Source organism: Streptomyces sp. TAA040 (assembly GCF_000424845.1).
This window is the reverse complement of sequence record NZ_AUKR01000006.1, coordinates 190,811-216,550: the sequence shown is the minus strand read 5'-3', so window position 1 is coordinate 216,550 and position 25,740 is coordinate 190,811. Positions and strand designations below refer to the sequence as shown.

The 25,740-nt window shown below is 72.8% G+C and carries 22 protein-coding genes and 1 pseudogene; 15 read left to right on the top strand and 8 right to left on the bottom strand.

The annotated features are described in order from the left end of the window. The first annotated feature begins 37 nt into the window (after positions 1-37). The 5 genes from H300_RS25350 (at position 38) to H300_RS0106675 (ending at position 7,875) form a co-directional block, all read left to right on the top strand. Positions 38-493 (top strand): helix-turn-helix transcriptional regulator, encoded by a 456-nt coding sequence (locus H300_RS25350; RefSeq protein WP_037979288.1) that lies wholly within the window; start codon positions 38-40, stop codon positions 491-493. A gap of 9 nt (positions 494-502) precedes the next feature. Beyond that, positions 503-919 (top strand): VOC family protein, encoded by a 417-nt coding sequence (locus tag H300_RS0106690; RefSeq protein ID WP_028426821.1) that lies wholly within the window; start codon positions 503-505, stop codon positions 917-919. 157 nt (positions 920-1,076) lie between these two features. Further along, positions 1,077-1,877, top strand: coding sequence for a VOC family protein (locus H300_RS0106685; RefSeq protein ID WP_028426820.1), 801 nt, complete (start codon positions 1,077-1,079; stop codon positions 1,875-1,877). A gap of 130 nt (positions 1,878-2,007) precedes the next feature. Continuing rightward, entirely contained in the window at positions 2,008-4,395 is a 2,388-nt protein-coding gene (locus H300_RS0106680) for an excinuclease ABC subunit UvrA (protein ID WP_028426819.1), read from the top strand. A gap of 141 nt (positions 4,396-4,536) precedes the next feature. Then, positions 4,537-7,875, top strand: a complete 3,339-nt coding sequence (locus tag H300_RS0106675) for a tetratricopeptide repeat protein (RefSeq protein WP_028426818.1) — start codon at positions 4,537-4,539, stop codon at positions 7,873-7,875. 143 nt (positions 7,876-8,018) lie between these two features. Here H300_RS0106675 and H300_RS25345 read toward each other — a convergent pair whose 3' ends face one another. Together H300_RS25345 and mca are read right to left on the bottom strand one after the other, a co-directional pair. Next, complete coding sequence (locus H300_RS25345; RefSeq protein ID WP_078515759.1) at positions 8,019-8,342, bottom strand: hypothetical protein; 324 nt, start codon at positions 8,340-8,342, stop codon at positions 8,019-8,021. Positions 8,343-8,346: 4 nt separating this feature from the next. Next, positions 8,347-9,219: a mycothiol conjugate amidase Mca gene (gene mca / locus H300_RS0106665; RefSeq protein WP_028426817.1), complete on the bottom strand. Its 873-nt coding sequence runs from the start codon at positions 9,217-9,219 to the stop codon at positions 8,347-8,349. A 157-nt stretch (positions 9,220-9,376) separates the two neighbouring features. Here mca and H300_RS0106660 point away from each other — a divergent pair, with 157 nt between their 5' ends. Both H300_RS0106660 and greA read left to right on the top strand, forming a co-directional pair. Next, positions 9,377-9,796 carry a DUF4307 domain-containing protein gene (locus H300_RS0106660; protein ID WP_028426816.1) on the top strand — a complete coding sequence of 140 codons (420 nt, stop codon included), beginning with the start codon at positions 9,377-9,379 and terminating at the stop codon, positions 9,794-9,796. A 161-nt stretch (positions 9,797-9,957) separates the two neighbouring features. Continuing rightward, positions 9,958-10,455, top strand: a complete 498-nt coding sequence (greA, locus tag H300_RS0106655; protein WP_028426815.1) for a transcription elongation factor GreA — start codon at positions 9,958-9,960, stop codon at positions 10,453-10,455. Positions 10,456-10,561: 106 nt separating this feature from the next. On the opposite strand, the gene H300_RS0106650 is transcribed toward greA, so the two are convergent. The 3 genes from H300_RS0106650 to ilvA all read right to left on the bottom strand — a co-directional run bounded on the left by H300_RS0106650 (position 10,562) and on the right by ilvA (position 14,075). After that, positions 10,562-11,425: an ABC transporter permease gene (locus tag H300_RS0106650; protein WP_051269645.1), complete on the bottom strand. Its 864-nt coding sequence runs from the start codon at positions 11,423-11,425 to the stop codon at positions 10,562-10,564. 2 nt (positions 11,426-11,427) lie between these two features. Continuing rightward, positions 11,428-12,519 (bottom strand): daunorubicin resistance protein DrrA family ABC transporter ATP-binding protein, encoded by a 1,092-nt coding sequence (locus H300_RS0106645; RefSeq protein WP_028426813.1) that lies wholly within the window; start codon positions 12,517-12,519, stop codon positions 11,428-11,430. A gap of 308 nt (positions 12,520-12,827) precedes the next feature. Continuing rightward, complete coding sequence (gene ilvA / locus H300_RS25340; protein ID WP_037979286.1) at positions 12,828-14,075, bottom strand: threonine ammonia-lyase; 1,248 nt, start codon at positions 14,073-14,075, stop codon at positions 12,828-12,830. A 288-nt stretch (positions 14,076-14,363) separates the two neighbouring features. Here ilvA and H300_RS0106635 point away from each other — a divergent pair, with 288 nt between their 5' ends. Next, positions 14,364-14,867 carry a MarR family transcriptional regulator gene (locus tag H300_RS0106635; RefSeq protein WP_199779141.1) on the top strand — a complete coding sequence of 168 codons (504 nt, stop codon included), beginning with the start codon at positions 14,364-14,366 and terminating at the stop codon, positions 14,865-14,867. 183 nt (positions 14,868-15,050) lie between these two features. On the opposite strand, the gene H300_RS0106630 is transcribed toward H300_RS0106635, so the two are convergent. Then, a complete protein-coding gene (locus tag H300_RS0106630; RefSeq protein ID WP_028426811.1) occupies positions 15,051-16,193 on the bottom strand; it encodes a cystathionine gamma-synthase in 1,143 nt (380 codons plus the stop codon). A 257-nt stretch (positions 16,194-16,450) separates the two neighbouring features. On the opposite strand from H300_RS0106630, the gene H300_RS0106625 reads away from it, so the two are divergent. Then, the gene (locus tag H300_RS0106625; protein WP_028426810.1) at positions 16,451-17,674 is read left to right on the top strand and encodes a hypothetical protein; all 1,224 of its coding nucleotides are present in this window, start codon (positions 16,451-16,453) and stop codon (positions 17,672-17,674) included. A gap of 114 nt (positions 17,675-17,788) precedes the next feature. Next, the gene (gene msrA / locus H300_RS0106620) at positions 17,789-18,454 is read left to right on the top strand and encodes a peptide-methionine (S)-S-oxide reductase MsrA (RefSeq protein ID WP_028426809.1); all 666 of its coding nucleotides are present in this window, start codon (positions 17,789-17,791) and stop codon (positions 18,452-18,454) included. 118 nt (positions 18,455-18,572) lie between these two features. On the opposite strand, the gene H300_RS0106615 is transcribed toward msrA, so the two are convergent. Beyond that, positions 18,573-18,950 carry a VOC family protein gene (locus H300_RS0106615; protein WP_028426808.1) on the bottom strand — a complete coding sequence of 126 codons (378 nt, stop codon included), beginning with the start codon at positions 18,948-18,950 and terminating at the stop codon, positions 18,573-18,575. 560 nt (positions 18,951-19,510) lie between these two features. Between H300_RS0106615 and H300_RS32205 the strand changes: the two genes are divergently transcribed. The 5 genes from H300_RS32205 to H300_RS25325 are packed head-to-tail and all read left to right on the top strand — an operon-like array spanning position 19,511 to position 23,699. After that, positions 19,511-19,690, top strand: a complete 180-nt coding sequence (locus H300_RS32205; RefSeq protein ID WP_037979284.1) for a hypothetical protein — start codon at positions 19,511-19,513, stop codon at positions 19,688-19,690. A 13-nt stretch (positions 19,691-19,703) separates the two neighbouring features. Next, positions 19,704-20,423: a hypothetical protein gene (locus tag H300_RS30930; RefSeq protein WP_028426807.1), complete on the top strand. Its 720-nt coding sequence runs from the start codon at positions 19,704-19,706 to the stop codon at positions 20,421-20,423. Beyond that, positions 20,420-21,514 (top strand): DUF6895 family protein, encoded by a 1,095-nt coding sequence (locus tag H300_RS25330; protein ID WP_158678330.1) that lies wholly within the window; start codon positions 20,420-20,422, stop codon positions 21,512-21,514. The genes H300_RS30930 and H300_RS25330 overlap by 4 nt, the downstream gene beginning before the upstream one ends. Then, a complete protein-coding gene (locus H300_RS0106595; protein ID WP_028426806.1) occupies positions 21,511-22,533 on the top strand; it encodes a DUF6895 family protein in 1,023 nt (340 codons plus the stop codon). Before H300_RS25330 ends, H300_RS0106595 begins: the two co-directional genes overlap by 4 nt. After that, the gene (locus H300_RS25325) at positions 22,530-23,699 is read left to right on the top strand and encodes a serine hydrolase domain-containing protein (protein ID WP_486583581.1); all 1,170 of its coding nucleotides are present in this window, start codon (positions 22,530-22,532) and stop codon (positions 23,697-23,699) included. The genes H300_RS0106595 and H300_RS25325 overlap by 4 nt, the downstream gene beginning before the upstream one ends. A gap of 302 nt (positions 23,700-24,001) precedes the next feature. On the opposite strand, the pseudogene H300_RS25320 reads toward H300_RS25325, so the two are convergent. Continuing rightward, positions 24,002-25,648, bottom strand: a pseudogene (locus H300_RS25320) (MDR family MFS transporter). Positions 25,649-25,740: the final 92 nt, after the last annotated feature.

The following is a 25,740-nucleotide window of genomic DNA, read 5'->3' as shown; positions in this document are numbered from 1 at the left end:
CCAGGAGCCGTCGTCAATGCTGTGGGAAGGTGGTGGCATGAGGCTGGAGGATCTCGTGCGGTTGCGTCGAGCGCGCGACACGATGGACCGTGAGTACGCGGAGCCGCTCGACGTGCCCGCGCTCGCCCGTGTCGCCCTCATGTCGACGGGCCACTTCCACCGCAGCTTTCGCGCCGCCTACGGAGAGACCCCGTACTGCTACCTCATGACGCGCCGGATCGAGCGGGCCAAGGCCCTGCTGCGGCGGGGAGACCTGTCGGTGACCGAGGTCTGCTTCGCGGTGGGCTGCACCTCTCTCGGATCGTTCAGCTCGCGTTTCACCGAGCTCGCCGGTGAGAGCCCGAGCGTCTACCGCGCGCGGCGGCACGACGACGGAGCCGCCATTCCCGCCTGCGTCGCCAGGATTCGCACCCGGCCGGTACGCGACAGAAAGGACGGGGCGCCCCCCGCGGACATCCGGAACGGGCGGGCCGAAACCGCCTCTCCTGCTTAGCATGGGGCCATGAGCATCAGCCTCTCGCAGTGCTTCATCGCCGTCGACGACCACGACACGGCCCTCGCCTTCTACCGCGACGTCCTGGGGTTGGAGGTGCGCAACGACGTCGGCTTCGAGGGCATGCGCTGGGTGACCGTCGGCTCGCCGGATCAGCCCCACGTGGACATCGTCCTGGAGCCGCCGCTGGCGGACCCCAACGGCTCTCCCGCAGACAAGCAGGCCATGGCGGAACTCCTCGCGAAGGGCCAGTTGCGCGGCGTCATCTTCAGCACCGACGACTGCGACGCGACCTTCGAGCGCATCCGCCGCGCAGGCGGCGAGGTCCTCCAGGAACCCGTCGACCAGCCCTACGGCGTCCGCGACTGCGCCTTTCGGGACCCCGCTGGCAACATGCTCCGCTTCAGCCAGTCACGCCCCTCCTGACCCGGGGCTCTCTCAGGCTCCCGTGAGCGCCGGTGAACCGATCAGGATCGGAGAAGCGGCCGCGCCCGGACCCTGTCAGCGTGGGTGTCAGCCGGGACGGCCGCCGGTCCCGGGTGCGCGTGCACGAGCACCCCCACCACCTGCCAGGAGACACCTCATGACGCTTTCCCTCGACGTGATGACCCTCGGTGTTCCCGAGGTGAGCAGCGCGCAGGACTTCTACGGCTCCACCTTCTCCCCGGCCGCCGACGACCACGGCGGCCACGCCGACCTCGACATGCACGGGACCGGCCACGTCGCCCTCTACAGCACGGAGGCGCTCGCCGCGGAGGCGGGCGCCGGCCCGGAACCGGCCGCTTCCGGCTTCCGCGGCTACGTGATGACCTTCATCGTCAGCCGGCCCTCCGAGGTCGAGAACGTGGTGGACGCCGCGGTCTCGGGCGGGGCGAAGGTGCTCAAGCCCGCGAAGAAGTCCCTGTTCGGCGCCTTCTCCGGGGTGTTCCAGGCTCCGGACGGCGCCATCTGGAAGGTGGCGGCGCCCACCAAGAAGGACAAGGGCCCCGTGGCCCGGCCCGCGGTGCCGACCGAGACCGCGGCTCTGCTCGGCGTCTCCGACATGAAGGCCGCCAAGGCCTTCTACGAGGCCCTGGGCATGAAGACCGACAAGGACTACAAGCACTACGTCGACTTCCATCCGAGCGCGGGCACCTGCCGGCTCGGCCTGATGCCCTGGCACACCCTGGCAAAGGACGTGGGCATCGAGGACGACAACGGCGAGGGCTTCCGCGCCGCGGTGCTGCACCACAGGGCCGGGTCGCGCGAGGAGGTCGACGCGACGCTGACGACGGCGGCCGCCAACGGCGGCCGGGTCGCCGTCCCCGCCCGGGAGTCCGAGAGCGGGTACACCGGGCACTTCGCCGACCCCGACGGCTTCCTGTGGAAGGTCACCGCCGGGTGACGTGCGAGCCCTCCGCGCCGGTAGCCCGGCCGGGTGCTCCGGCGGTACGGAGCACCCGGCCGCGGCGATCCGAGACGGCGCACCGACGGAAGAACCCGGGGGCGGGCCCCGCCCCCCAGAGGGAGTCACGATGAGCAAGGCCAAGAAGGCGGACACGCGCGCAACCGCCCCGCACGCCGCCGACAGCCACGACATGATCCGTGTGCAGGGGGCGCGCGAGAACAACCTGCGCGAGGTCGGCATCGAGATCCCGAAACGCCGGCTGACGGCGTTCACCGGGGTCTCGGGTTCGGGCAAGAGCTCGCTGGTGTTCGCGACGATCGCCGCCGAGTCGCAGCGGATGATCAACGAGACGTACAGTGCGTTCGTCCAGGGCTTCATGCCCACGATGGCGCGGCCGGACGTCGACGTCCTCGACGGCCTGACCACCGCGATCATCGTCGACCAGGAGCGGCTGGGCGCCAACCCGCGCTCCACCGTCGGCACTGTCACGGACGCGAACGCGCTGCTGCGCATCCTCTTCAGCCGGCTCGGGGAGCCGCGGATCGGCTCGCCCCAGTCCTTCTCCTTCAACGTCCCCTCGGTCCGGGCCGCCGGCGCGATCACCGTCGAGCGCGGCGGCAAGAAGGCCGAGAAGGTCTCGTACACCCTCACCGGCGGCATGTGCCCGCCCTGCGAGGGCCGGGGCACGGTCTCCGACATCGACCTCGGGCAGCTCTACGACGAGGACAAGTCGCTCACCGAGGGCGCGATCACCGTGCCCGGTTTCAAGGCCGACGGCTGGTCGGTGCGGTTCTACACCGAGTCGGGCTTCCTCGACCCGGACAAGCCGATCCGCAGGTACACCGAGAAGGAGCTCCACGACTTCCTGTACAAGGAGCCGACGAAGGTCAGGATCGCCGGCACCAACATGACCTACGAAGGCCTGGTGCTCCAGGTCAAGAGGTCGTTCCTGGCCAAGGACCGGGAGGCGATGCAGGCGCACATCCGGGCGTTCGTGGACCGGGCGGTCACCTTCACGACCTGCCCGGAGTGCGAGGGCACTCGGCTGAGCGAACCCGCCCGGTCCTCCAGGATCAGGGGAACCGGCATCGCCGACCTGTGCGCGATGCAGATCAGCGATCTCGCCGAGTGGGTGCGGAAGCTGGACGAGCCGTCGATGGGACCGCTGCTCGCCACGCTGCAGCACACCCTGGAGAAGTTCGTGGAGATCGGGCTGGGCTACCTCTCGCTCGACCGGCCGTCGGGCACGCTCTCCGGCGGCGAGGCGCAGCGCACCAAGATGATCCGCCACCTCGGGTCCTCCCTGACCGACGTCACCTACGTCTTCGACGAGCCCACGATCGGGTTGCACCCACACGACATCCAACGCATGAACAACCTGCTGCTGCAGCTGCGGGACAAGGGGAACACCGTGCTCGTCGTCGAGCACAAGCCGGAGGCGATCGCGATCGCCGACCACGTCGTCGATCTCGGCCCCGGCGCGGGCACCCACGGCGGCACCGTCTGCTTCGAGGGCACCGTCGACGGGCTGCGCGGCAGCGACACGCTCACCGGCCGCCATCTGGACGACGCCGCCCGGCTGAAGGACGAGGTGCGCGAGCCGACCGGGAAACTGGAGATCCGGGGGGCGGACACGCACAACCTCCGGGACGTCGACGTCGACATCCCGCTCGGGGTGCTCACCGTCGTGACCGGCGTCGCCGGCTCCGGAAAGAGCTCGCTCGTCCACAGCTCCCTCCCCTCGGGCACGGACGTGGTGTCGGTCGACCAGACGGCGATCCGCGGCTCGCGCCGGAGCAACCCGGCCACGTACACCGGGCTGCTGGAGCCGATCCGCAAGGCCTTCGCGAAGGCCAACGGCGTCAAGCCGGCCCTGTTCAGCTCCAACTCCGAGGGCGCCTGCCCCTCCTGTAAGGGCGCCGGCGTCCTCTACACCGACCTGGGCATGAGGGAAGGGGTCTCGACCACCTGCGAGGAGTGCGAAGGCAAGCGGTTCCAGGCTTCGGTGCTGGAGTACCGCTTCGGCGGCCGCGACATCAGCGAGGTGCTGGCCATGCCGGTCGCCGAGGCCGCGGAGTTCTTCGGCTCCGGCGAGACCCGTGTCCCGGCGGCGCACACCGTCCTGGGGCGGCTGGTGGACGTCGGCCTCGGCTACCTGAGCCTCGGTCAGCCGCTGACGACGCTGTCCGGCGGCGAACGCCAGCGGTTGAAGCTCGCCATGCACATGGGCGAGAAGGGCGGCGTCTACGTGCTCGACGAGCCGACGACCGGCCTGCATCTGGCCGACGTCGAGCAGCTGCTCGGCCTGCTCGACCGGTTGGTGGACGCGGGCAAGTCGGTCCTCGTGATCGCGCACCACCAGGCGGTCATGGCACACGCCGACTGGATCATCGATCTCGGTCCCGGCGCCGGCCACGACGGCGGACGGGTCGTGTTCGAGGGCACCCCCACCCAACTGGTCGCCGATCGCTCCACTCTGACCGCCGAGCACCTCGCGGCGTACATCGGCGCCTGAGCGGCGCTCCGTCACCGGAGGCTGCCGACGCCCCTGTCGCGTGCAGCGGCAGCCACCGGCGCGCGAGGGCCGGTGGCGGGGTGTCGCGGGGGGCGGAGAGCGGGGAGACTGGAGGGTCGAGGGAGCGACCGAGGGGTGTGCATGGCGGCGGGGATCGAACTGCGGGAAGACGACCGGGCCGAGGCCGAACGGCTGGTGGCCCGGGCCGTCGAGGAGGAGGTGCGCCGCTCCGGAGGCGCCACCGACGGCAGCGTGCTGTTCGCGAGGGCCCGGTCCGCCCTCGACGAGATGTCCGTACGAGCGGCGGAGGAGTACGCCGGCTACCGCAGCGCCCTGGACACCGCGGCCCCGGGCCGCCTCGGCGAGCGTTTCACCGCCCGGGCCGTCGGCCCGGCCGTCGGCGGCCTGGCGGCGGCGGTCGTGGCCGTCGCGCTGTTCGACCGGGGCCACGGTTTCGGGGACGCGATGGGCGCGGCCGCGGTGGTCCTGGTGGCCGGAGCCCTCGGAGTGCTCGGGCAGGCGGTCGTCGCGCACCTGTGGACGGCGCAGCGCGGGGCGGGCGTCCAGGAGCAGCCCGGCGGGGTGCAGGCGATGCGGCTGGCGTGGCTGACGGCGCTCGAGGTCCGCGGTATCCGCCCGTACCTGGAGCAGCAGCGGATGACGGCTCCGCGGGTGCCCCGGCCGGCTTCCGGCGGCCGGCGGTCGCAGCCCCGGCTGCGCGGCCGGGACCGCAGCGCTGCGGCCCGCCGACGCAACGTGATGGAGCGTTCGTTCGACCACCTGCCGGCGCCCGGGGACCCGTTCGCCGGCCGCTGCGGCGAGCTGTCCCGCATCTCGCAGTGGGTGCAGCAGGCCAGGGCGAGCACCGAGACGCGTCCGACGGTGGTGGTGCTGCACGGTGCCCCGGGGTCCGGGCGCTCCGCGCTGGCCCTGCACGCGGCCCACGAGCTGCGCGACCAGTTCCGGGGGGCCTGCCTCGTCGACCTGCGCGGCGACACGCAGGAGGGGGCCCCGCTGTCCACGCGGGACGCACTGCTGCACCTCCTCAACCGGCTGGGCGCGCCACGCGAGCAGTTGCTGTTCCGCGGCTCCGGACGGGACGAGGAGCCGCAGGCGCAGAACCAGCGGCGGCTCGTCGAGCTGTACCACCGCCACCTCACCGACCTGCCGGTGACGGTGGTGCTGGACGACGCCACCGATCCCGCCCAGGTGGCGGAGCTGGTTCCCGAGCGTTCGGACAGCCTGGTGCTCGTCACGGCCTCCGGGCCGATGCCGCTGCCCGAGGACCTGCCGGCCTGGGTGCACCAGTTGGAGCTGCGACCGCTGGATCCCTCCGACGCCGAGGAGTTGCTGCGGGCGGCGGCCCAGGACGGCGGGGGCCGGTACGACGCGACCGGCTACGAGCGGCTCGCCGACCTGTGCGGCGGGTTGCCGCTGCCGCTGCGGCTGGCCGGTTCGGCGCTGCGCACCGACCGGTCCGCGGAGGCCGTCGCCGGGCAACTGGCCGGCTACGGGCCGCCGGAGGCACTGGACCCGGTCACCCGGACGCTCTCACTGCGGTACGCCGACCAGGCCGAGCCGGCACGCCGGCTGCTGCGCCGGCTGGCGCTGGCGGGGCGCGCCAGCCTGGGCTCGGCCGCGGCGGCGGCACTGCTGGCCGACGACGAACGCGAGGCCGGGCGCCAGTTGACGGCGCTGGCGGAGGCGGGACTGATCCAGCACGTCCGCGGCGACCGCTACCGGCTGCACGGCCTGGTGCGGCACTTCGCCCGCTCCCGGCTGCTGGACGAGGAACCCGCGGCGGAACGCGGCGCCGCGCAGGAGCGGCTGCTGCGCAGCTACGCGGAGCTGGCCGACACGGTGATCAGGATGGTGGACGGCAAGACCTCCACACGGGCGGGCGGGTTCGGCAGCCACGGCTTCGACTCGCTGGAGGCGGCCCTGCGCTGGCTGGACGACGAGTCGAGCTTCATCACGGCGACGCTGCGGCACGCGGACGAGGGGGTGGACCAGTCCGCCGTCGTGCATCTGCTCGGCGCACTGTGCGACTACTGCCTGCTGCGCGGCGACCTCTACCGGCTGGGCGAGCTGAACGAGCTGACGCGGGCGGTGGACCACGGGCTGCTGAGCCGCTCGGTGCAGTGGCGCACCGGTGTCGCCGCCCGGCAGTTGGGTGAGCTGGACCGGTCGAACACCACCCTGGCCTCGGTCGTCGGGCTGTACCTGGAGGCGGACCAGCCCGCCGGAGCGGCCCGTACCCTGCGGGAGCTGGGCATCACCCTGCACCACCAGGGTCGGCTGCGGGAGGCCGCCGCCAAGCTCGACGAGGCGCTGCACCTCCAGGCGGGCGAGGGGCTCGGCGGCGACCGCGCCTGGACCCTGCACGCGCTGGCCGCCGTCCAGCGCGACCGCGGCCGGGTGGGAAGCGCCCTGGAGCTGCTGCACGAGTCGCTGGCGCTGCACCGGCAGAGCGAGAGCGTCCACGGGCAGGCGTGGGCGCACTACCAGCTCGGCCAGACCCTGCTGCGCACCGGGGACATCGGCGGCGCCGAGTCCGAGCTGCACCAGGCGCGGGAGGACTACCGGCTCACCCAGGACAGGCGGGGGCAGGCCTGGGCGGAGACGCAGCTCGCCCGGGCCCAGCTCTACGCCGGGGAGGCGGAGCCGGCGGTGGAGCGGCTGCTCGGCGCGCTGGCCCGGCACCGGGAGAGCGAGGACGCGCGCGGGGAGGCGTGGACGCTGTACTACCTGGGGCTGGCGCAGGAGGAGGCGGGCGACCGGGACGGCGCGGTGCAGGAGCTGGAGCGTGCCCGGTCCGGCTTCAGCCGGATGCGGGACGTGTACGGGCTGGCCTGCGCCCGGCACCACCTGGCGCGGGTGAGCCGGGACCAGCGCGCGGCCCGCACCGGCTCGCTGCACAACAGCGGCTTCGCGCGGCAGCTGCTCCAGGACGCACGGGCGGATTTCCGGCGCGTCGGCGTCGCGCACGGTGAGGCGTGGTCCTGCCTGGAGCTGGCGGTGATCGACGCGGGCAACGGCCGCGCCGTCTCGGCGCTGGACCTCTCCGACGAGGCGCTGCGGCTGTTCACCGCCGGTTACGCCGACGACGACGCGGGCCCCGGCACCGCGGGTGCGGACGGGCCGGCAGGGGGCGGCGCGGGTGGGAAGAGCACGGACCCGGCGGCCACGGGCCGGCCGGCGGACCGGCGGGGGGCGGACTGGGCGCGCTTCCTGCGCTGCACCCTGCTGCCGATGGCCTCGCCCGGGGGCAGCGTGGTGGGTGCGGCGGTGGCGCAGCAGGAACTGGCCGAGTTGCTGGCCGGGAGCCACGCCGACCGAGACCCGGCGGTGCGGGAGGCGGCCGAGACGTACGCGCTGATGCTGGACCGCGGGGTGGACCCGGAGTCCGGCTGGCAAGCCTGGCAGCTCGGCCTGGTCCCGACCAGGCAGGCGCGGGACGTCCTGGGCACGACTTTCTGACGGCCCCCTGACGGCCTTCCGACGGCTGCCGGGGCCGGGCGGGGCCGGAGTGCGGGGCGGCGGTCCCCTCGGGGCCCGCGGCTTCCGGGACGCGATCCGCCCCGCCCCGGGCCGGGCCCGTGTGGCCCGCCCGGGGCGCGGGTTCAGGCCTTCGGCGAGCCGCCACCCGGTGCCGCCCCCGCGGTGTCCCGGCCCGTGCCGCCGGGCGCGGGCCCGTCCTCCGGCCCGTCCGGCCCGCCCGTTCCGGCGGGCCCGGCGCCGGGCGAGGGCCGGGACGACGCGACGGACTCGTCGAAATCGACCCTGCCCAGCCGCCGGTTCAGCGACTTCATCAGGAACCAGATGACCAGGCCCATCGCGGCGAACACCAGGAATCCGAGGACCCCCGGCGTCACCTTGTTGGCGTCGAACTCGTCCGCGAGCTGGAGCAGCCCGGGGTTCTGCAGCAGGGTCTCCGTCGCACTCATGGCATCAATTGTCGCGGATGCCGGCGAACAGGTCGTCCTCGGGTAGCGAGGTCTCGACGAGCGACTTGGCCAGTTCGTACTCCTCCGTCGGCCAGACCTCCCGTTGGAGGTCCAGCGGGACGCGGAACCAGCCGCCCTCGGGGTCGATCTGGGTGGCGTGCGCGATCAGCGCCTTGTCCCGGATCTCGAAGAAGTCGCCGCAGGGGACGAAGGTGGTCAGGTCGCGGTCCTTGCGCATGAACTCGTCCCAGCGCTTGAGCCACTCCCCGTAGGGGGACTCGACGCCGCGGGAGAGCAGTGCCTCGTGGAGGGCGAGGGTGCGCTGCCGGTTGAAGCCCTGGTTGAAGTAGAGCTTCTGCGGCTGCCAGGCGGGCCCGGCCTCCGGGTAGCGTTCCGGATCCCCGGCGGCGTCGAAGGCGACCGCGCTGATCTTGTACGTCATGATGTGGTCCGGGTGCGGGTAGCCTCCGTTCTCGTCGTAGGTGGTGATCACCTGCGGTTTGAACTCGCGGATCAGCTTCACCAGCGCCCCGGCCGCCTCGTCCACGTCCTGGAGGGCGAAGCAGCCCTCCGGGAGCGGAGGCAGCGGGTCGCCCTCCGGGAGACCGGAGTCGACGAAGCCCAGCCAGGCCTGCTTCACGCCCAGGATCTCGCGGGCCTCGTCCATCTCCTTGCGGCGTACCTCGTGGATGTTCTCCTCGATGTACCTGTCGCCCTGGAGCTTGGGGTTCAGGATGGATCCGCGTTCGCCGCCGGTGCAGGTCGCGACGAGCACGTCCACCCCCTCGGACACGTACTTCGCCATGGTTGCCGCGCCCTTGCTCGACTCGTCGTCGGGGTGCGCGTGCACAGCCATCAGTCGGAGCTGCTCAGTCAAGACTCGATCCTCGTTAACTCGTCACGGCCCCGGTCAATGGGCTTCGCGGGCGGCTTCTATAGTGACCGAAGCGGCACCCGCTTGTATTCCCGGTCCGACGGGAGCCCTCCGCGGCAGCGCGGTGGCGTGGGCCGAGCCGATCCCGAGAGGCACCACGATGACGGACCGCAGTGACCAGCCCCCCGCCGGGCGGTACGGGCGCTCTGTCCGCGACGACGCCCGTACCGACCGGCGTCTGAAGATCCTCGGCGCGGTGCTCGGCGCCGGTTCTCTGGGCCTGATCGTCTGGTTCGGTGTCGCGCACGTCTCGTCCGGCAGCGACGTCAGCGCCGAACTGATCAAGTTTTGGAAGGTGTCCGGGGAAGAGGTCCGGGTCCACCTGGAGGTCCGCAAGGATCCGGACATCACCGGGGTGTGCGCACTGCGGGCGCTGTCGGAGGACAAGGCCGAGGTGGGCCGCGCCGACTACACCTTCCCCCCGGGCGAGAGCCGGATCGACGAGGTCGTCTCCCTGCGGACGACGGCCGAAGCGACCACCGCCGAACTGGTCCGGTGCAACCCGGCCGAGCGCGACTGACGGTCACGGCACCGGCACCGGCACCGGCACCGGCACCAGGAGGCGAATCCTTCTTCCGTTTTCCCGGGGAATTGTTATGGTCGATGTTTCGCCCACCCACACCGGCGCAAACCCTGTGGGTAGGGCGTTGCTTTATATCCGAGTACCTGCAAGGAGCACCTGTGACCCAGACCAGCGACAACGTCACCTGGCTGACCCAGGAGGCGTACGACCAGCTCACGTCGGAGCTGGAGTATCTGTCGGGTCCCGCACGCACCGAGATCGCGAAGAAGATCGAGGCGGCTCGGGAGGAGGGTGACCTGCGCGAGAACGGTGGATATCACGCGGCGAAGGAGGAGCAGGGCAAGCAGGAGCTGCGGATCCGGCAGCTCACCCAGCTCCTGCAACACGCCAAGGTCGGCGAGACCCCGGCGGACGACGGCGTGGTGGAACCGGGGATGGTCGTCACCATCGCCTTCGACGGCGACCCGGACGACACCCTCACCTTCCTGCTGGCGTCGCGGGAGTACGCGAGCTCCGACATCGAGACCTACTCCCCGCAGTCGCCGCTCGGCCAGGGCCTGAACGGCAAGCGGGTCGGGGACGAGGCGGAGTACGAGCTGCCGAACGGCAGCATGGCGGCCGTGAAGGTGCTGGAGGCGAAGCCGTACCAGAGCTGAGCGCCCCGGCCGAGCCGCACGACGGAGTCCCCGGACGATCGGAACGCGATCGTCCGGGGACTCCGTCGTGTCACCGGACGGCGAGCCGTCCGGGGCGGGCGCCCGTTCAGGCGGTCGCCGAGCGGTACTTGCGCACCGCGAGCGTCCGGAAGACGGCGATGATCACCACCGACCAGATCAGCGAGGCCAGCGCCGGGTGCTGCATCGGCAGGGCGTCCGGGAACACGTAGCCCTCCGGCAGGTTGCCGAACAGGTCGCGGGACGCGACCACCGTCGCACTGAACGGGTTCCACTCGGCGACGTGCTGGAGGAACGACGGCATGTTCTCCGAGGGCACGAAGGCCACCGAGATGAACGTCAGCGGGAACAGCCAGATCAGGCCGCCCGACGTGGCGGCCTCCGGGGTGCGGACAGTCAGGCCGATCAGCGCGCCGATCCAGGTGAACGCGTACCCCAGGAGCAGCAGCAGGCCGAACGCGGCCAGTGCCTTGGGGATGCCGTTGTGCGCCCGCCAGCCCACCAGAAGCGCCACCACCGCGAGCACCACCAGGGTCAGCGCGGTCTGCACCGCGTCGGCCAGGGTCCGCCCGGTGAGCACGGCCCCCCGGGACATCGGCAGTGAGCGGAACCGGTCGATGAGGCCCTTGTGCATGTCCTCCGCGATGCCGGCACCTGCGCCGGCGGTGGCGAAGGTGACGGTCTGGGCGAAGATGCCGGCCATCAGGAACTCCCGGTAGGCGGCCGGGTCGAGGCCCGCACCGGGAAGGTTGATCGAGCCGCCGAAGACGTAGCTGAACAACACCACGAACATGATCGGCTGGATCAGTCCGAAGATCACGACCTCGGGGATGCGCAGCATCCGGATGAGGTTGCGTTTCGCCATGACCAGGGAGTCGTTGACGGCCTGCGCCAGTCCGGCGCCCTTGGGGACGACGGCTCGGCGTCCGGCGTCCGGGTTCTCGGTGAGCACGCTCACTTGGTGGTCACCTCCGTGGAACCGGTCGCCTCGTCGGCGCCGTTGGTCGTGCCGTCCTCGGTGCGGCCGGCCTTCCTGCCGCTCTTCTTCGCGCTGTCGCCCGGGGTGCCGCCGTCCTCGGCACCCCGTGCGTCCGCCTCGGCCCGCGCCTCGGCCGCGTGGCCGGTGAGCGAGATGAACACGTCGTCCAGCGTGGGGCGGCGCAGACCGATGTCGTCGATCTCGATGCCCCGGTGGTCGAGGTCGCGGATGACCTCGGCCAGCAGCTTGGCGCCACCGGTCACCGGGACGGTGAGCCGGCGTGTGTGGTGGTCCACCGAGACGGTGCCCTTGCCCGTACTGCGCAGCACCTCCTCGGCGCCGGCGAGGTACTCGCGCTCGTGCACGACGAGTTCCACGCGTTCTCCGCCGGTGCGCTGCTTGAGCTGGTCGGAGGTGCCGCGGGCTATCACCCGGCCGTGGTCGACGACGGCGATGTCGTCGGCCAGCCTGTCGGCCTCCTCCAGGTACTGGGTGGTGAGCAGCAGCGTCGTGCCGCCGCTGACCAGTTCCTGGATGACCTCCCAGAGCGACTGCCGGTTGCGGGGGTCGAGCCCGGTGGTCGGCTCGTCCATGAACATCACCGGCGGGCTCACCACCAGGGCGGCGGCCAGGTCGAGACGTCGGCGCATACCGCCGGAGTAGGTCTTGGCGGCTCGGTCGGCGGCCTCGGTGAGATGGAACCGCTCCAGCAGCTCGCCCGCCCGGCGCTTCGCGTCCCGGGAGGACATCTGGTAGAGCTGCCCGACCATCTGGAGGTTCTCGCGGCCGGTCAGGTACTCGTCCACCGCGGCGAACTGGCCGGAGAGGCCGATGGAGCGGCGGACTTCGTTGGGGTGCTTGAGCACGTCGAGGCCGGCCACGACGGCTTGGCCGCTGTCCGGTTCCAGGAGCGTGGTGAGCACGCGGACGGCGGTCGTCTTGCCGGCCCCGTTGGGGCCGAGCAGTCCGAGCACGGTTCCTTCGGGGACGTCGAGATCGACGCCGTCCAGAGCCCTTACATCGCCGAAGGTCTTCACAAGACCTTCGGCGTAGATGGCGCCTGGCATGAGTGGTCTCCCGATGATGTGGGATGTTCAGGGAAATTCTGCAATGAATCGTATGTTCAACGGATACAACCGGCACCCGAGCCCGGGCACGCCTCGGCGGGAGCCCGGGGGACGGCGAGCGCCCGGTGCGGCGGGAACACCCTACGGTGACGCGATACATCGCGTCACCTGATTTTCCCCACCTCCCCGCGCGACCTCGGCACGCGAGCAGCCGGGCCGCGGCCGACTGCCGTCGGCACGGCCCCTCGTCCGGCCTCCCGGCCCGGCCGACGGAGCACCTCCCCGCGGGAGGCGTCCGCACCACGCGCTCAGCCCACCCTGCCGCCGACCGCTCCGGGGAACGGCTGCACGAGGTACCCCGCAGCCCGCAGGCCGTCGGCCACCTCGACGCAGTGCTCGGGCCCCTTCGTCTCCAGGTGCACCTCCACCTCCGCCTCCGTCAGCCCGAGCCGCGGATCGGTCCGTACGTGGCTGACGTCCAGGACGTTAGCGTCTGCCACCGACAACTCGCCCATGAGCGCCGCCAGGGCGCCCGGGCGGTCGGTCAGCCGGAGCCGCAGCGAGAGGTAGCGGCCGGCCGCCGCCATGCCGTGCCGCAGCGTCCGCTGCATCACCAGCGGATCGACGTTGCCGCCGGAGAGCACGGCCACCACCGGGCCCTCGAACGAGCCGGGGTCCGCCATCAGTGCCGCCACCGAGCTCGCCCCGGCCGGCTCCACCACGAGCTTCGCCCGTTCCAGGCAGAGCAGCAGCGCGCTGGAGAGCTGGTCCTCGGTGACCGTGCGCACCTCGTCCACCAGCTCGTCGACGATCCGGAACGGCACCTCCCCGGGGCACCCCACCTTGATCCCGTCCGCCATCGTCGACACCGAGTCCAGTGCCAGCGGACGTCCCGCGGCCAGCGAGGGCGGGTACGCGGCCGCGCCCTCGGCCTGCACGCCGACCACCCGGACGTCCGGCCGGAGCGCCTTCACCGCGAGGGCGATCCCGGCCACCAGCCCGCCCCCGCCCACGCCCACGACGACGGTGCGCACCTCCGGGCACTGCTCCAGGATCTCCAGGCCCACCGTGCCCTGGCCCGCGACGATGTCCGGATGGTCGAAGGGGTGGATGAAGACCGCACCGGTCTCCTGCGCGTACTCCACGGCCGCCCGCAGCGTCTCGTCCACCACCTGCCCGTGCAGCCGGACCTCCGCCCCGTACTCCCGGGTGGCCGCCAGTTTCGGCAGCGGGGCACCGACCGGCATGAAGACGGTGGACCGCACCCCCAGCAGCGAGGCCGCGAGCGCGACCCCCTGGGCGTGGTTCCCGGCGCTGGCCGCGACCACCCCGCGGGCCCGCTCCTCCGCGGACATCGCCGCGATGCGCACGTACGCCCCGCGGATCTTGAACGAACCGGTGCGCTGGAGGTTCTCGCACTTGAAATGGACCGGGGCGCCGACCAGCTCGGAGAGATGGCGGCTGCCCTCCATCGCCGTCACCCGCGCGACCCCGGCGAGCGCCTTGTGGGCGCCGGCGACGTCGTCGACCGTGAGGGCAGGGGCACTTTCAACCATGTCGCCAGTCTCGCAGCACGCCCCGGAACGCGCCGACCCGGCGCGTCCCCGGCCGCTCACCACGGGGTTTGCCGCCGCGGGCCGGAAGACCCGTCCGGCCGGGCCCGCGGCGTCGGGACAGCGACGGTACGGGACCGCGGCAAGCCGCGTACTCTGTCCTCCACCCTCACCCGCAGTACCCGGATCGCCGTCCCGCCCGTTCCCCGACCGGCCGCTCCGCGCGGCACCCAGGACCGCGTTCCGGACCAGACCCGACGTCGTACCTCCAACGAAGCGAGCACCCCGGCCATGCCCACGCAACCGGACATGACGACTGACATCCCACAGAACCGCCCCGACGCCCCTCTCCTCGACGCCCTGCAGCACCAGGTGGCCCTCTTCGCCCGCCGTGCCGAGCAGACCCGGCTCGGCGGCGTCGGCCAGGCCCGCAACTCCATGGACCGTGCCGCGTACCTCCTGCTCAACCGGCTCGACCAGGACGGCCCGACGGGTGTGAAGGCACTCGCCGCCGGCATGGGGATCGACTCCTCGACGGTGACCAGACAGGTCGCACCGCTCGTCGAGTCAGGCCTGGTGAGCAGGACTTCCCACCCGGAGGACGGCCGTGCGGTCGTCCTCCAACTGTCTGCCAGGGGCGCGAGCCGCCTGGCCCAGGTCCGCGGCTCCCGGCGCGAGTTGATGGCGCTGCTGACCTCCGACTGGTCGCCGGACGAGCGCGACACCTTCTGCGAGCTGCTCACCCGGTTCAACAGCGCGCTCTCCGAGCTGCACGCCCCCGCGCCGCCGCCGTAGCGGCGTCCGCGCGACCGCCCGCACTCCGCTCACGCGCCGCACGTGGGGACGGCGTCCGGTCGTCCGGCCGAGGGGAGCCGGGCCCGGAACGGCCGCGGCGCGGAGGCGGCCCGCCCAGGGCGGCGGCTGCCCACCGCCGGGCGGCGGGGCGCGGCCGGACCCGGCTCCCCGCCGCGCCGGCACTCAGCCCAAGGCCGCCGTGAGGTCCGCCAGCAGGTCGTCCGCGGACTCGATGCCGACCGACAGCCTGACCAGGTCCCCGGGCACCTCCAGGGCGGACCCGGCCACCGAGGCGTGCGTCATCCGGCCGGGGTGCTCGATGAGCGACTCCACACCGCCCAGGGACTCGCCCAGGATGAACAGCTCGGCCCGGTTGCAGACATCGACGGCCGCCTGCTCGCCGCCCGCCACCCGGAACGAGATCATCCCGCCGAAGGCACGCATCTGCTTCGCCGCCACCTCGTGGCCGGGGTGGGTGGAAAGACCCGGGTAGTAGACCTCGGTCACCCGGGGGTGGGCCGCCAGCGCCTCGGCGAGCCGCGTGGCGTTGGCACAGTGCCGGTCCATGCGTACCGCCAGCGTCTTGATGCCGCGCAGCACCAGCCAGGAGTCGAACGGCCCGGCCACGGCTCCCATCGCGTTCTGGTGGAAGGCCAGTTCCTCGCCCAGTGAGGCGTCCGCGGTCACCAGGGCGCCGCCTACCACGTCCGAGTGGCCGCCCATGTACTTGGTCGTCGAGTGCACCACCACGTCCGCGCCCAGTGCCAGCGGCTGCTGGAGGTAGGGGCTGGCGAAGGTGTTGTCGACGACGAGCCGCACCCCGGCCGTCCGCGCGACGTCGGCGAGCCGGGCGATGTCCGAGATGCCGAGCAGCGGATTGCTGGGCGTCTCCACCCAGATCGCCTTCGTCCGGTCCCGCAGCGCGGCGCGGACCGCGTCCGGGTCGGAGGTGTCGGCGACCGACCACTGCACGCCCCAGCGTTCGGCGACCTTGGCGAACAGCCGGAACGTCCCGCCGTACGCGTCGTTCGGGATCACCACGTGGTCGCCGGGGGTGAGCAGCGTGCGCAGCAGGCAGTCCTCCGCCGCGAGCCCCGAGGCGAACGCGATCCCGCGCCGGCCGTCCTCCAGCGCCGCGAGGTTCTCCTCCAGCGCCGTCCTGGTGGGGTTGCCGGAACGGCTGTACTCGTAGCCGCCGCGCAGGCCCCCGACGCCGTCCTGCTTGTAGGTGGAGACCTGGTGGATGGGCGGGACGACTGCGCCGGTGGCAGGGTCCGGCTCCTGCCCGGCGTGGATCGCGAGGGTTTCGAAGTGCTGGTGGCTCATGGGACGAGCCTAAGGGCTGCGCACGCGATCCCGAGTGGATGAGCACACGGCGTCGGATGCTCCGCCTCACGAGGCGGAGCGACGTCCGCACCCGAGTCGAACGGGGACGCTGCGACACCGCGGCGAGGTGCCCCGGCCGGCGCCGTGCGCCGCCGGGAACCGGCCGGACGGCCGGCCCCCGGGTGCCTGTGGACCACCGCCGCAGCGGTTGTCCACAGGGGGACGCAGCCGCCGTCGCCGCGCCGTACCGTGGACCCATGGAGTTCTTGCTGTCCCTCATTCTCGTCGGTGCCGTCCTCGGCTTCTTCGTGGTGCCGCTCGTGCGTCGGCGCAAGGCGATCAAGGACACCGGGTCCGCCATGGCCCGGGCGGACGAACCGCACACCTACGGCTTCGTTCCGGCCGCCGAGCTCGACGTCCGCCTCCCCGGCCCCGACGAGGAGCTGGTGGAGGCGCTCGACGAGACGCAGCGCACCCAGGACTGGCAGCCGGTCGCCCGGCTGCTCGCCCTGACCGGCGACGCCCCCGAGGCCGCCGAGCTGCGCTGGCAGCGGGTGCAGTCGCTGGCCGGTGCCGCCGCCGTCGAGCTGGCCGCCACCCGCAGCGCCGGGACACCGGAGGACACCGCCCCGGCCCGGGGGGACCGCCCGGGCGCCCCCGGGGGCGAGGCGGTCTCCTTCCGCAAGGAGACCGGCGAGCCCGGGAGCGCCGCCGTCCGCGACGCCCGCTGGCTCCGCGACTGGCGCAGCGCCCGCCCGCAGGACCACGGCGGCGCCCAGGTGTACGCCCAGTTCCTGGTCTGGCAGGCACTCGCCGAACCCGGTTCCGCCGACCACCGGATCATCCTGGAGGAGGCGCGGAACGTCGCCCGGGAGGCGGCGGCGCTCAACGAGTCCGACCCCGTCCCCTACATCACCGAACTCTTCATCGCTCGGGCCCTGGGCTACCGCAAGGCGGATTTCGAGGCGCTCTGGCAGGAGGTGACCCGCCGGGCCCGCTCGCACATGGGCGCCCACCTGGCGGCGCTGCCGTACTGGTCGGAGAAATGGCACGGCTCGCGCGCCGAGGCGTACGCCTTCGCCGAGCGGGCGGCGGCCGCCGCGCCGCCCGGCAGCCTGCTGCCGGCCCTCCCGCTCTTCGCGGTCTACGACCACCTGCCGGACGCCGAACTGGTGCGCGGGATGTACCGGAGCAAGGTCGTCGAGGACGCGATCGAGGCCGCCGAGTTCGCCGTCGACAGCGTCGCCGACGACCACCCGGTGCGGGCGCACGTCCTGCATCTGCTGGTCTGCTTCCTGGTGCGCGCCGAACGCTATCCGGAGGCCCTGGAAGCTTTGCAGGTCGTCGACGGTTACGTAGGAGCCGTCCCCTGGGTCGACAGCGGAGACCCGACAACCGAATACGCGGCGTACCGGGCACTCGCGGTGGCGGGCTACGAGAACCAGGGCGGCAACGCGGCGTCCACCGCCCCTCCGCAGTAGCCCGCGTCGGCCGGCGCCGTCGTGCCGCCCGGCGTGCCTCCCGGCGCGCCGGACGCGAGGATGCAGCAGGAGCGTAGTGCCCCGCACACGAACGACCGTCCCGAGGAGACCCGCATGCTGTTCAGCCACCACAAGAAGCAGATCCCCAGCCCCGAGGAAGCCCTCAGGGGACGCCCGGAGCCGCTGTTCGACCTGCCCGAGCGGCACACCGTGCTCGGCAACCCGCTCGCCGGCCCCTACCCCGACCACCTGGAGGCGGCCGACTTCGCGCTGGGCTGCTTCTGGGGCGCCGAGCGCACGTTCTGGGAGCAGGACGGCGTCTGGACCACCCTCGTCGGCTACCAGGGCGGCTACACCGAGAACCCCACCTACGAGGAGGTCTGCTCCGGCCGGACGGGGCACACCGAGGCCGTCCGCGTCGTCTTCGACCCGGAGAAGGTCGCCTACGGCCGTCTGCTGAAGCTCTTCTGGGAGTCCCACGATCCCACCCAGGGCTTCCGCCAGGGCAACGACGTCGGCACCCAGTACCGTTCAGCCGTCTACACCCACTCCCCCGCCCAGGCGAAGGAGGCCGAAACCTCCCGCGACGCCTACCAGCGGATGCTCGCCGCCTCCGGCTACGGGGACATCACCACCGAGATCCTCCCCGCCGAGGACAACCCCTTCCAGCCTGCCGAGGCCGACCACCAGCAGTACCTGGACAAGAACCCCGCGGGCTACTGCGGCATCGGCGGCACGGGCATCTCCTGCCCGGTCGGCGTGGTCCGCGCGGAGAGCTGAGGACGCGCCCGCGTCGGCGGTTCGCTCCGCGGGGGCGGGGCGGCCGCCGTCCGGGGCGAGGAGCGGCCAAGGTGCCCGGCGTCGGTCGGCGGCGCCGCCGACCGGATCCGGGCACCGCTCAGCTCTCGGCGAGGGCGAAGGCGTGGCCCTCGGGGTCGGCGAAGGTACGCAACTCCTGGGAGCCGTCGCCGCCTTCGATGTCGAGGGGCTGGCCGCCGAGGCTGACGATCTCCCGTTCCACCGCGTCCAGGTCCTCGGCGGGGACGTTGAGGCGCATCTCCGCCTGCTGGGCGAGTCCGGTCTGCGGCCAGACCGGGGGGACCATCCCCTCGTTCCGACGGATCATCAGAAGAACGCCGTGCGGACCGACGATGCTCAGGTGCGCGAGGTCCGGCTCCACCCGCGTCTCGCCGCCGAGGAGTTGGCCGTAGAAGTTCGCGAGCTTCTCCGGTTCGGCGGAGTCCAGCACCAGCACGAGCGCCCTGTCGTTGGCCATGTGTCTCTCTCACTTCCCTCACAGAGGGGCCGGCCGGCCCCTCTGTAGTGGTGTACCCGTGACCCCGCGGGACACACCGTGCCAACGGCACTGCCGGGCATGGACTTTGGAGCCCGCAGCGGCACCGGGGGACACCGCTGGGCTCCGCCGCCCCGTACGCGACCCGACACCCGGCAGCCTCCGTCGCGGCACGGTTGCACGGCGACGGGGCAGCGTGACGGTACGGACGCGCCGTCAGGCCCGCCGCGAACGACGGTGGTGGGGCGGCCCGAAGGGCCCGGCTGCCCGCCGTGCGTGCGGCGCGCCGGAGCGGGCGGACCGGCGTGCGCGCGGCGGCGCCGCAGCGAGCAGGCGCGGAGGGGAACCGGGCGAGGCCGGAGGCCCGATGCGTCCGGGCGGCGACCCGCGGGGCGGTTCTCCGCACCGGCCGCACGCCTCCTGGCCCGGACGGTTCAATATTGCAGGAATTCGCTTCCCCAGCGCCCGGTTGCGAGGCAACTGGATGTGCGTTGCACTGGGAAGGTAAGCGAAATCACACTTCCCAACGAGGGGATGGTGTCATGTCTGCTCTTGAGCCCGTGACCCGGGACCTGCGGTCCCTGGAAACCGATGTCGAGGCGGCACTGAATCCGACCGAGGCAGAGGGGACCTACCGCGACTCGCGTGAATGCGCGGCCCTTCTCCTGATCGGTGGCGCACTTCTGCTGTCGCCCCCGACGCCGCGACCGAAGAAGGGATAACGGGGCCCTAGAAATGGAGCAATTGTCGGGCGCAGTGTGCGACCTTGCTTCGGAGGTGGTCTCCGCCCTCACGGGCGGGGACCACCGCTCCGTTGCGACGGGAGCGGGACGGACCGATGGGCAGGACGCCGTGGGCGTCGCTGCCGTACGAGTGCTGGGAGCGGACGTGCTGCTGCCGAGCACCCTCCTGCGGCAGCGGCCGCAGGAGCCGGATCTCCGATTGTTCCGGGAGGCCGTGCGGGCCTTTCCGCCGGGCGAGGGCTCCTCCGTCGTGACGGTCTGGAGCCACTGGGCCATGGAACAGGCGCTGAGCCAGGTGGAACGGCTCGACCAGTCGGCCGGACCGGCCCGGACGGCGGGCGGCCGGGCAGCGGAGCCGGACGCCTCCTGGCTGGAGCGTACGGACTGGCAGGAGCTGACACACCAGCTCGCGGTGCTCGCGGCGCTCGCGGTGCCCACCACCCGGTCCGCGGTGGCCGAGACGGCCGCAGGGCGGCCCGTGGACCTGTCCCGCGGCTTCGTCCGCGCGGTCCGTCGCCGCGACTGGCTGCAGGCGGCCGGCGCGGGCCGCTGGCTGGCCCTCGGTGGTGGCGCGCCGCAGACGCTGGGACTCGACTCCGGGCTCGACTTCGTCGGGCACATGGGCGGCGGGGACCCGCGGGTGGCCCTGCACGTGCAGGCGGCGCGGTTTCTGAGATCACGGGCCCCGGCCCGTGCGGAGGCGGTGAAGTGACGGTGGAATTCCTCGACGCGATGTGCGTGCGTATTGCGGTCGATTCACTGGAATGGACGAGGGAACACCTTTCCCGATTCACCCTTCCCGCCGATGTGCTGGACCCGGGAACGGATCTGAACTGGACGATGAAACCGCTGGGGGAACTCGCGCAGTTGAGTGCGTCCATTCAGGAGAACACACCCGTGGACGATCCGCGCCACCGACTCTCGGCAGAGCTTCTCGAATTCGCCTGGATCCAGACGCGGGAAGGCGGGGTGCTGCTCGACCTCTTCCGGGGTGAGCCGCAGTCGACCTATCCACTGGAAATCTACGCCGCTTTCGCCGGGGCCGGACTCAGGAACGCCACGTTCGAACGGTTCGCGACGGCGCTCTCCCACACGCGCGGTTGGCAGTGGACCGAGCAGGAGCCCAACCGCCGGCTGGGCATCCTCAACGCCGAGCGGCGCTGCGGGATCACCCCGCACGCCGGTTTCGCGACGGCGCTCCACCGGACCTGGCTCGGCGGGATGCCGGAGCCATGGATGTTCGAGCGCACGGTGGGCTACCACCTCACCCACGCGGTCTTCCACGTGACCGACTGGGGCGGCGCGCCGCAGCGGATGCCCGCCGACCTGAGCGACTACCTGCACGCCTGGCTGCCGAGCTGGCTCGACACCTGCCTGGCCGACGAGCAGTGGGATCTGAGCTGCGAGCTGCTCGCGGTGGCGGCGAGCCTGCCGGTGCCGCTCTCAGGCGGGCACACGGGACCGGCGTGGCGGCGGATCGAGCGGGCCCGCGGCGCGGGCGGCTCGCTCTGCGAGGTGGGGGCGCCGCCCTCGGACGCCTCGGCCGACACGGTGTTCGCGGGGTGCTACCACTCCACCCTCGCCTCCGCGTTCGCCGCGACCCTGACGGCCCGCCGGTTGGAGGAGGCCCGCCCGGCCGGGGACGGCCCTCCGGAGACGGAACGGGAGCGGGCCCCCGGGTCCGGCCGGTCCCGGGCGCGCACGGGCGCGGCCCGTACCGAGGCGGGGACGGCGGCCCCCGAAGGCGGCCGTCGCTCCCGGACGGACGTGACGGCCGGAGCACGGACCGGAGGTGCGGTGTGACCGACGGGGACCTGGTGCGCGAGGTGCACGGCGTCGGGGTGCGGGCGGTGGAGTGGCTGCACGCGCGCCGGGAGGGGTTCAGGGCCCACCGGCCGGACGCGTCGGCCGCCCCGGGGGGCTCGCCCGGCGGTGTGCCGCCGACAGGCGGCCCCGGGTCCGTGGAGTGGGAGACCAAGGACCGGCTGAAGCCCATCGGGGAGCTCGCGCTGATCGGCAAGGTGCTGTTCCGCGAAGGCGTGGCGGGTTCGCAGCAGGCCGCGCTGGCCCGCAAGCTGATGGACCACGCCTGGCGGGAGCTGCTGGACGGCGGCCGGATGCTGGCGTGGATGCAGGAGCGCGAGCCGCTGTCGGCGATCCCGTTCGAGATCTACGTGCCGTTCCACGAGCTCGGCTACTCGGCCCCCGACGTGGAGCGGGCGGCGCGGCTGACCCACCGGTTGGGCAGTTGGTCGGCGCTGGAGGCGCTGCCGGTACGGCGGTTGGGGATCTCCGCGTTCGAGCGCCGCTTCGGGCTACCGCCCAGTGTCCCGGTCGAGGAGGCCGCGCGAGCCACCTGGCTCGGCAGGCTCCCGGAGCCGTGGACGGTGGAGCTGAACCTCGGGTACAGCATCACCCACACCGTCTTCCATCTGACGGACTGGGGCGAACGCCCGGAGGGTCTGCCCGCGGACATCGCGGAGTACCTCGCCGCCTGGCTGCCCGCCTGGACCGCGGACTGGCTGGAGATCGGCCACTGGGACCTGCTGGGCGAACTGCTGGTGGTCGACGCGTGCCTGCCGCGGCCCGCTCTGGACGAGCGGACCTGGCGGGCCTTCGCCGCCGCCCAGGCCCCGGACGGTTCCATGCCCGCCGCCTCGCCCGGCACCCGCGGCCCGGACGGGCGGGAGCCGGACGGGGGCGGGCTCGTGGACACCGACGAGGTCTTCGACGAGCGCTACCACCCGACGCTGGTTGCCGCCTTCGCCTCGGTACTGGCCACCTCGCGGGCGATGGGCGAGCTGACCGAGGCCCCGGCGTGAGCCCCTTCGCCGGCAGCGCCCGCCGTGCACCCGTCCGGACGCCTCCCGGCACGCGGGCGGCTGCCGGACGCTCCCGACCGCGCGCCGGTGGCGGTGGTGGTGGTGCGCCGGTCCACTCCGGTGACGCCCCTCGGCGCGAGCGGGAGCAGTTGGAGCGCGCCGTGTGCGCGGTGGACGCACCGGACGTGGTGTTCGGGGTGTCCCACGCGGGGCGCCGGGCGGTGTGCTCGGGCGGCTCGGCTCCGGAGCCGGCGGTGCCGAGGGAGCGCCTGCGCTTCGAGATCGGCTCGGCCACCAAGACGTTCACCGGATTGCTGCTGGCGGAGCTGGTGGCGAGCGGCCGGGTCCGGGCGGGCGATCCGGCCGCCCGGCTGCTGCTGGGCGGCCCGGCCGGGGGCCCGTCGGCGCGGACGACGCTGTTCCACCTGGCCACCCACACCGGTGGGCTCCCGCGGTTGCCCCCGGGTTTCTACCGGCAGGCGCTGCCGGCCTGGCGGACGAACCCGTACGCGGACCACCCGGCGCGGCGGGTGGTCGAGGCGTTCCTGGCGGCGGAGCCGCGGTGGGAGCCGGGCGCCCGCTGGCACTACTCGAACTTCGGGGCGGCCGTGCTCGGGCACGCGCTCGCGGCGGCCGAAGGCGTCCCGTGGGAGGAGGCGGTGCGCGCCCGGGTGCTGGAACCGTTGGACTCGGTGGACGTCCGACTCGCGCCGCAGGGCCCGGCGACGGATGCCGTCGGCCACCGGCGGGACGGGGTGACGCCGGTACCGCCGCTGCTGACGGCAGGTTTCGCCCCCGCGGGTGCCGTTCGGGCGGGGGTGCACGGGCTGCTGGGGTACCTGGAGGCCCATCTGCCGCCCGAGCGGACGGCTGGGGACGCGGTGGCACCGGCCACGGACTCGCTGGCGGCAGCGTTGCGGGAAGTACGACGGCCGGTGCTGCGGCGCGGGCGCGGAGGGTGCGAGGCGCACACCCTGACGTGGTTCCGGCACGACGGCGCCCAGGGACCGATGCTCTTCCACGCGGGCGCCACCTGCGGCCAGCAGGCGTTTCTGGGCTTCTGTCCGGAGGCCGGAACGGCGGTCGTCGCGCTGTCCTCCCGGCGGTTCCGGAGGGGGGACGGTCTGGCGGACGCGGCGTGCGCACTGCTCGGCGCCCTCCGCTGACCGGCGGCCGCGCGCACTGAGCCGGTGCCCGTCGGCTGTTCCGGGCCCGGCTCAGTGCACTGCAACGGCTCTGCGAACTGCGGTGGTTGGTTCGGCGCGGTGGAGTGGAGGCGTTCTGTCGGGGCGAGTGATGGTCCAGTGCTACCCACCTGGGCCGCACCTGCACCTCTGCCCGGTGCCGTTCACCCGAAGGGAGGAACGGCACCGGGCAGAGGTACCGCGCAGGAACCGCACCGGGCAGAGGCTCCGCACCGGACGGAGGCCGGAGCCCGCCCCGGATCGGGCGGCCCCGCCCCGGGCGGTCAGCAGACCGGAGGCGCGAGCTGCTCGGGCCGGTCGGAGCCGGGCCCCTGCGGGGACTCGGCACCGGCCGCCGGCCCCTCGTTCGGGTCCCGGTCCTGGCCGGTGGCCGGCACGTCGGCGACGCCCTCCTCGGCGGCCTCCCGGGCGAGACGCTCCTGGCCGCTGGTCGTCTTGAGCGGCTTCTCCTGGATGAAGAGCACCGTGAGCAGTGCCAGCGCCGCGAAGGGGACCGCGTAGAGGAAGAGGTCGGCGGTGGCGGCTCCGTACGGGTGCTCCACCAGTTCCCGGACCGGCCCGGGCAGACTGGTGACGTCCGGAACGGCGCCCCCGCCCCCGGACTCCGGCGCCGCACCGGCGGTGCCGAGGCCGTCCGCCAGTTCCGAGGTGACCCGGTTGGCCAGGATCGCGCCGAGCACGCTGACGCCGATCGTGCCGCCCATGCTGCGGAAGAAGGACAGCACCGAGGTCGCCGCGCCCAGCTCGGCGGCGGGCACGTCGTTCTGCGCGGCGAGAACCAGGTTCTGCATCAGCATGCCGACCCCGACTCCGAGCACGGCCATGTAGAAGCTGAGCAGGCCGAAGCCGGTGCCGGAGTCGAGGGTGGACAGCAGACCGAGGCCGATCGTCATGAGCAGCGCCCCGGCGACGAGGTACCGCTTCCACCTGCCGGTGGCACTGACGATCTGCCCGGCCACAGTGGAGGAGACGAGCAGCCCGAAGATCATCGGAAGGCTCATCAGCCCGGCGACGGTCGGCGACTTGCCCAGCACGAGCTGGAAGTACTGGGCGAGGAAGACCGTGCCGCCGAACATGGCGGCTCCGACCAGCAGGCTGGCCACAGTGGTCAGCGTGACGGTGCGGTTGCGGAAGATCGTGAGCGGGATGATCGGTTCCGGCACTCAGGTCTCCACGAACACCGCGGCAGCCAGCAGCACGGTGCCGCCGCCGGTCAGCGCGGCGGTCTGCCAGGAGGCCCAGTCGAACTCGTTGCCGGCCAGCGAGGTCCAGATCAGCAGGGCGGAGACGCCGGTGACGATCAGCAGCGCGCCGAGGAAGTCGATCCGCACCCCGCGCCGGACGGTGGGCAGGTGCAGGGTGCGCTGGAGCACCACGATCGCGGCCAGCGCGAACGGGACGCCGATGAAGAAGCACCAGCGCCAGCCGAGCCGGGAGGTGTCCACCAGCACGCCGCCGATCAGCGGCCCGGCGACGGTTCCGACGGCGAACACGGCACGGAAGATGCCCGCGTACTTGTCCAGGCGCCGCGGTGGGATCACCGCGGCCATCACGACCTGGACGAGCACGGTCAGTCCGCCGGCGCCGATGCCCTGCACCGCACGGCTGAAGATGAGCAGTTCGACGCCCTGGGAGAAGCCGGCCAGCAGGGAACCGATCACGAACATGCCCAGCGCCAGTTGGAGCAGCAGCTTCTTGTGGTAGAGGTCGGAGAGCTTCCCCCACAGCGGCACGGTGGCGGTCATCGCCAGCAGTTCGGAGGTGACGACCCAGGTGTAGGAGGACTGGCTGGCCTGGAGGTCCGCGACGATACGGGGCAGCGCGTTGGCCACGACCGTGCCGGTCAGGATGGCGACGGACATGCCTGCCATCAGCCCCGACATGGCCTGGAGTGTCTGCCGGCTGGTCATGGGTGCGGACGAGGGCGTCGGCGCCTCTTCGGGCGCCCGAGTCGTCGTCAAGGGGTCCGTCTTCGGGGCTTCGGACGTGCGGGGCTGGGACC

Bases quoted from the DNA above. Each gene is read 5' to 3' on its own strand.
- H300_RS0106680 (WP_028426819.1), top strand. From the start codon at position 2,008: ATGAGCAAGGCCAAGAAGGCGGACACGCGCGCAACCGCCCCGCACGCC.
- msrA (WP_028426809.1), top strand. From the start codon at position 17,789: ATGCTGTTCAGCCACCACAAGAAGCAGATCCCCAGCCCCGAGGAAGCC.
- H300_RS0106660 (WP_028426816.1), top strand. From the start codon at position 9,377: ATGACGGACCGCAGTGACCAGCCCCCCGCCGGGCGGTACGGGCGCTCT.
- H300_RS0106630 (WP_028426811.1), bottom strand. From the start codon at position 16,193: ATGAGCCACCAGCACTTCGAAACCCTCGCGATCCACGCCGGGCAGGAG.
- H300_RS0106675 (WP_028426818.1), top strand. From the start codon at position 4,537: ATGGCGGCGGGGATCGAACTGCGGGAAGACGACCGGGCCGAGGCCGAA.
- H300_RS0106690 (WP_028426821.1), top strand. From the start codon at position 503: ATGAGCATCAGCCTCTCGCAGTGCTTCATCGCCGTCGACGACCACGAC.
- H300_RS25345 (WP_078515759.1), bottom strand. From the start codon at position 8,342: ATGAGTGCGACGGAGACCCTGCTGCAGAACCCCGGGCTGCTCCAGCTC.
- H300_RS0106625 (WP_028426810.1), top strand. From the start codon at position 16,451: ATGGAGTTCTTGCTGTCCCTCATTCTCGTCGGTGCCGTCCTCGGCTTC.
- H300_RS25350 (WP_037979288.1), top strand. From the start codon at position 38: ATGAGGCTGGAGGATCTCGTGCGGTTGCGTCGAGCGCGCGACACGATG.
- H300_RS32205 (WP_037979284.1), top strand. From the start codon at position 19,511: ATGTCTGCTCTTGAGCCCGTGACCCGGGACCTGCGGTCCCTGGAAACC.
- H300_RS0106635 (WP_199779141.1), top strand. From the start codon at position 14,364: ATGCCCACGCAACCGGACATGACGACTGACATCCCACAGAACCGCCCC.
- H300_RS30930 (WP_028426807.1), top strand. From the start codon at position 19,704: ATGGAGCAATTGTCGGGCGCAGTGTGCGACCTTGCTTCGGAGGTGGTC.
- ilvA (WP_037979286.1), bottom strand. From the start codon at position 14,075: ATGGTTGAAAGTGCCCCTGCCCTCACGGTCGACGACGTCGCCGGCGCC.
- H300_RS0106615 (WP_028426808.1), bottom strand. From the start codon at position 18,950: ATGGCCAACGACAGGGCGCTCGTGCTGGTGCTGGACTCCGCCGAACCG.
- H300_RS0106645 (WP_028426813.1), bottom strand. From the start codon at position 12,519: ATGCCAGGCGCCATCTACGCCGAAGGTCTTGTGAAGACCTTCGGCGAT.
- H300_RS0106685 (WP_028426820.1), top strand. From the start codon at position 1,077: ATGACGCTTTCCCTCGACGTGATGACCCTCGGTGTTCCCGAGGTGAGC.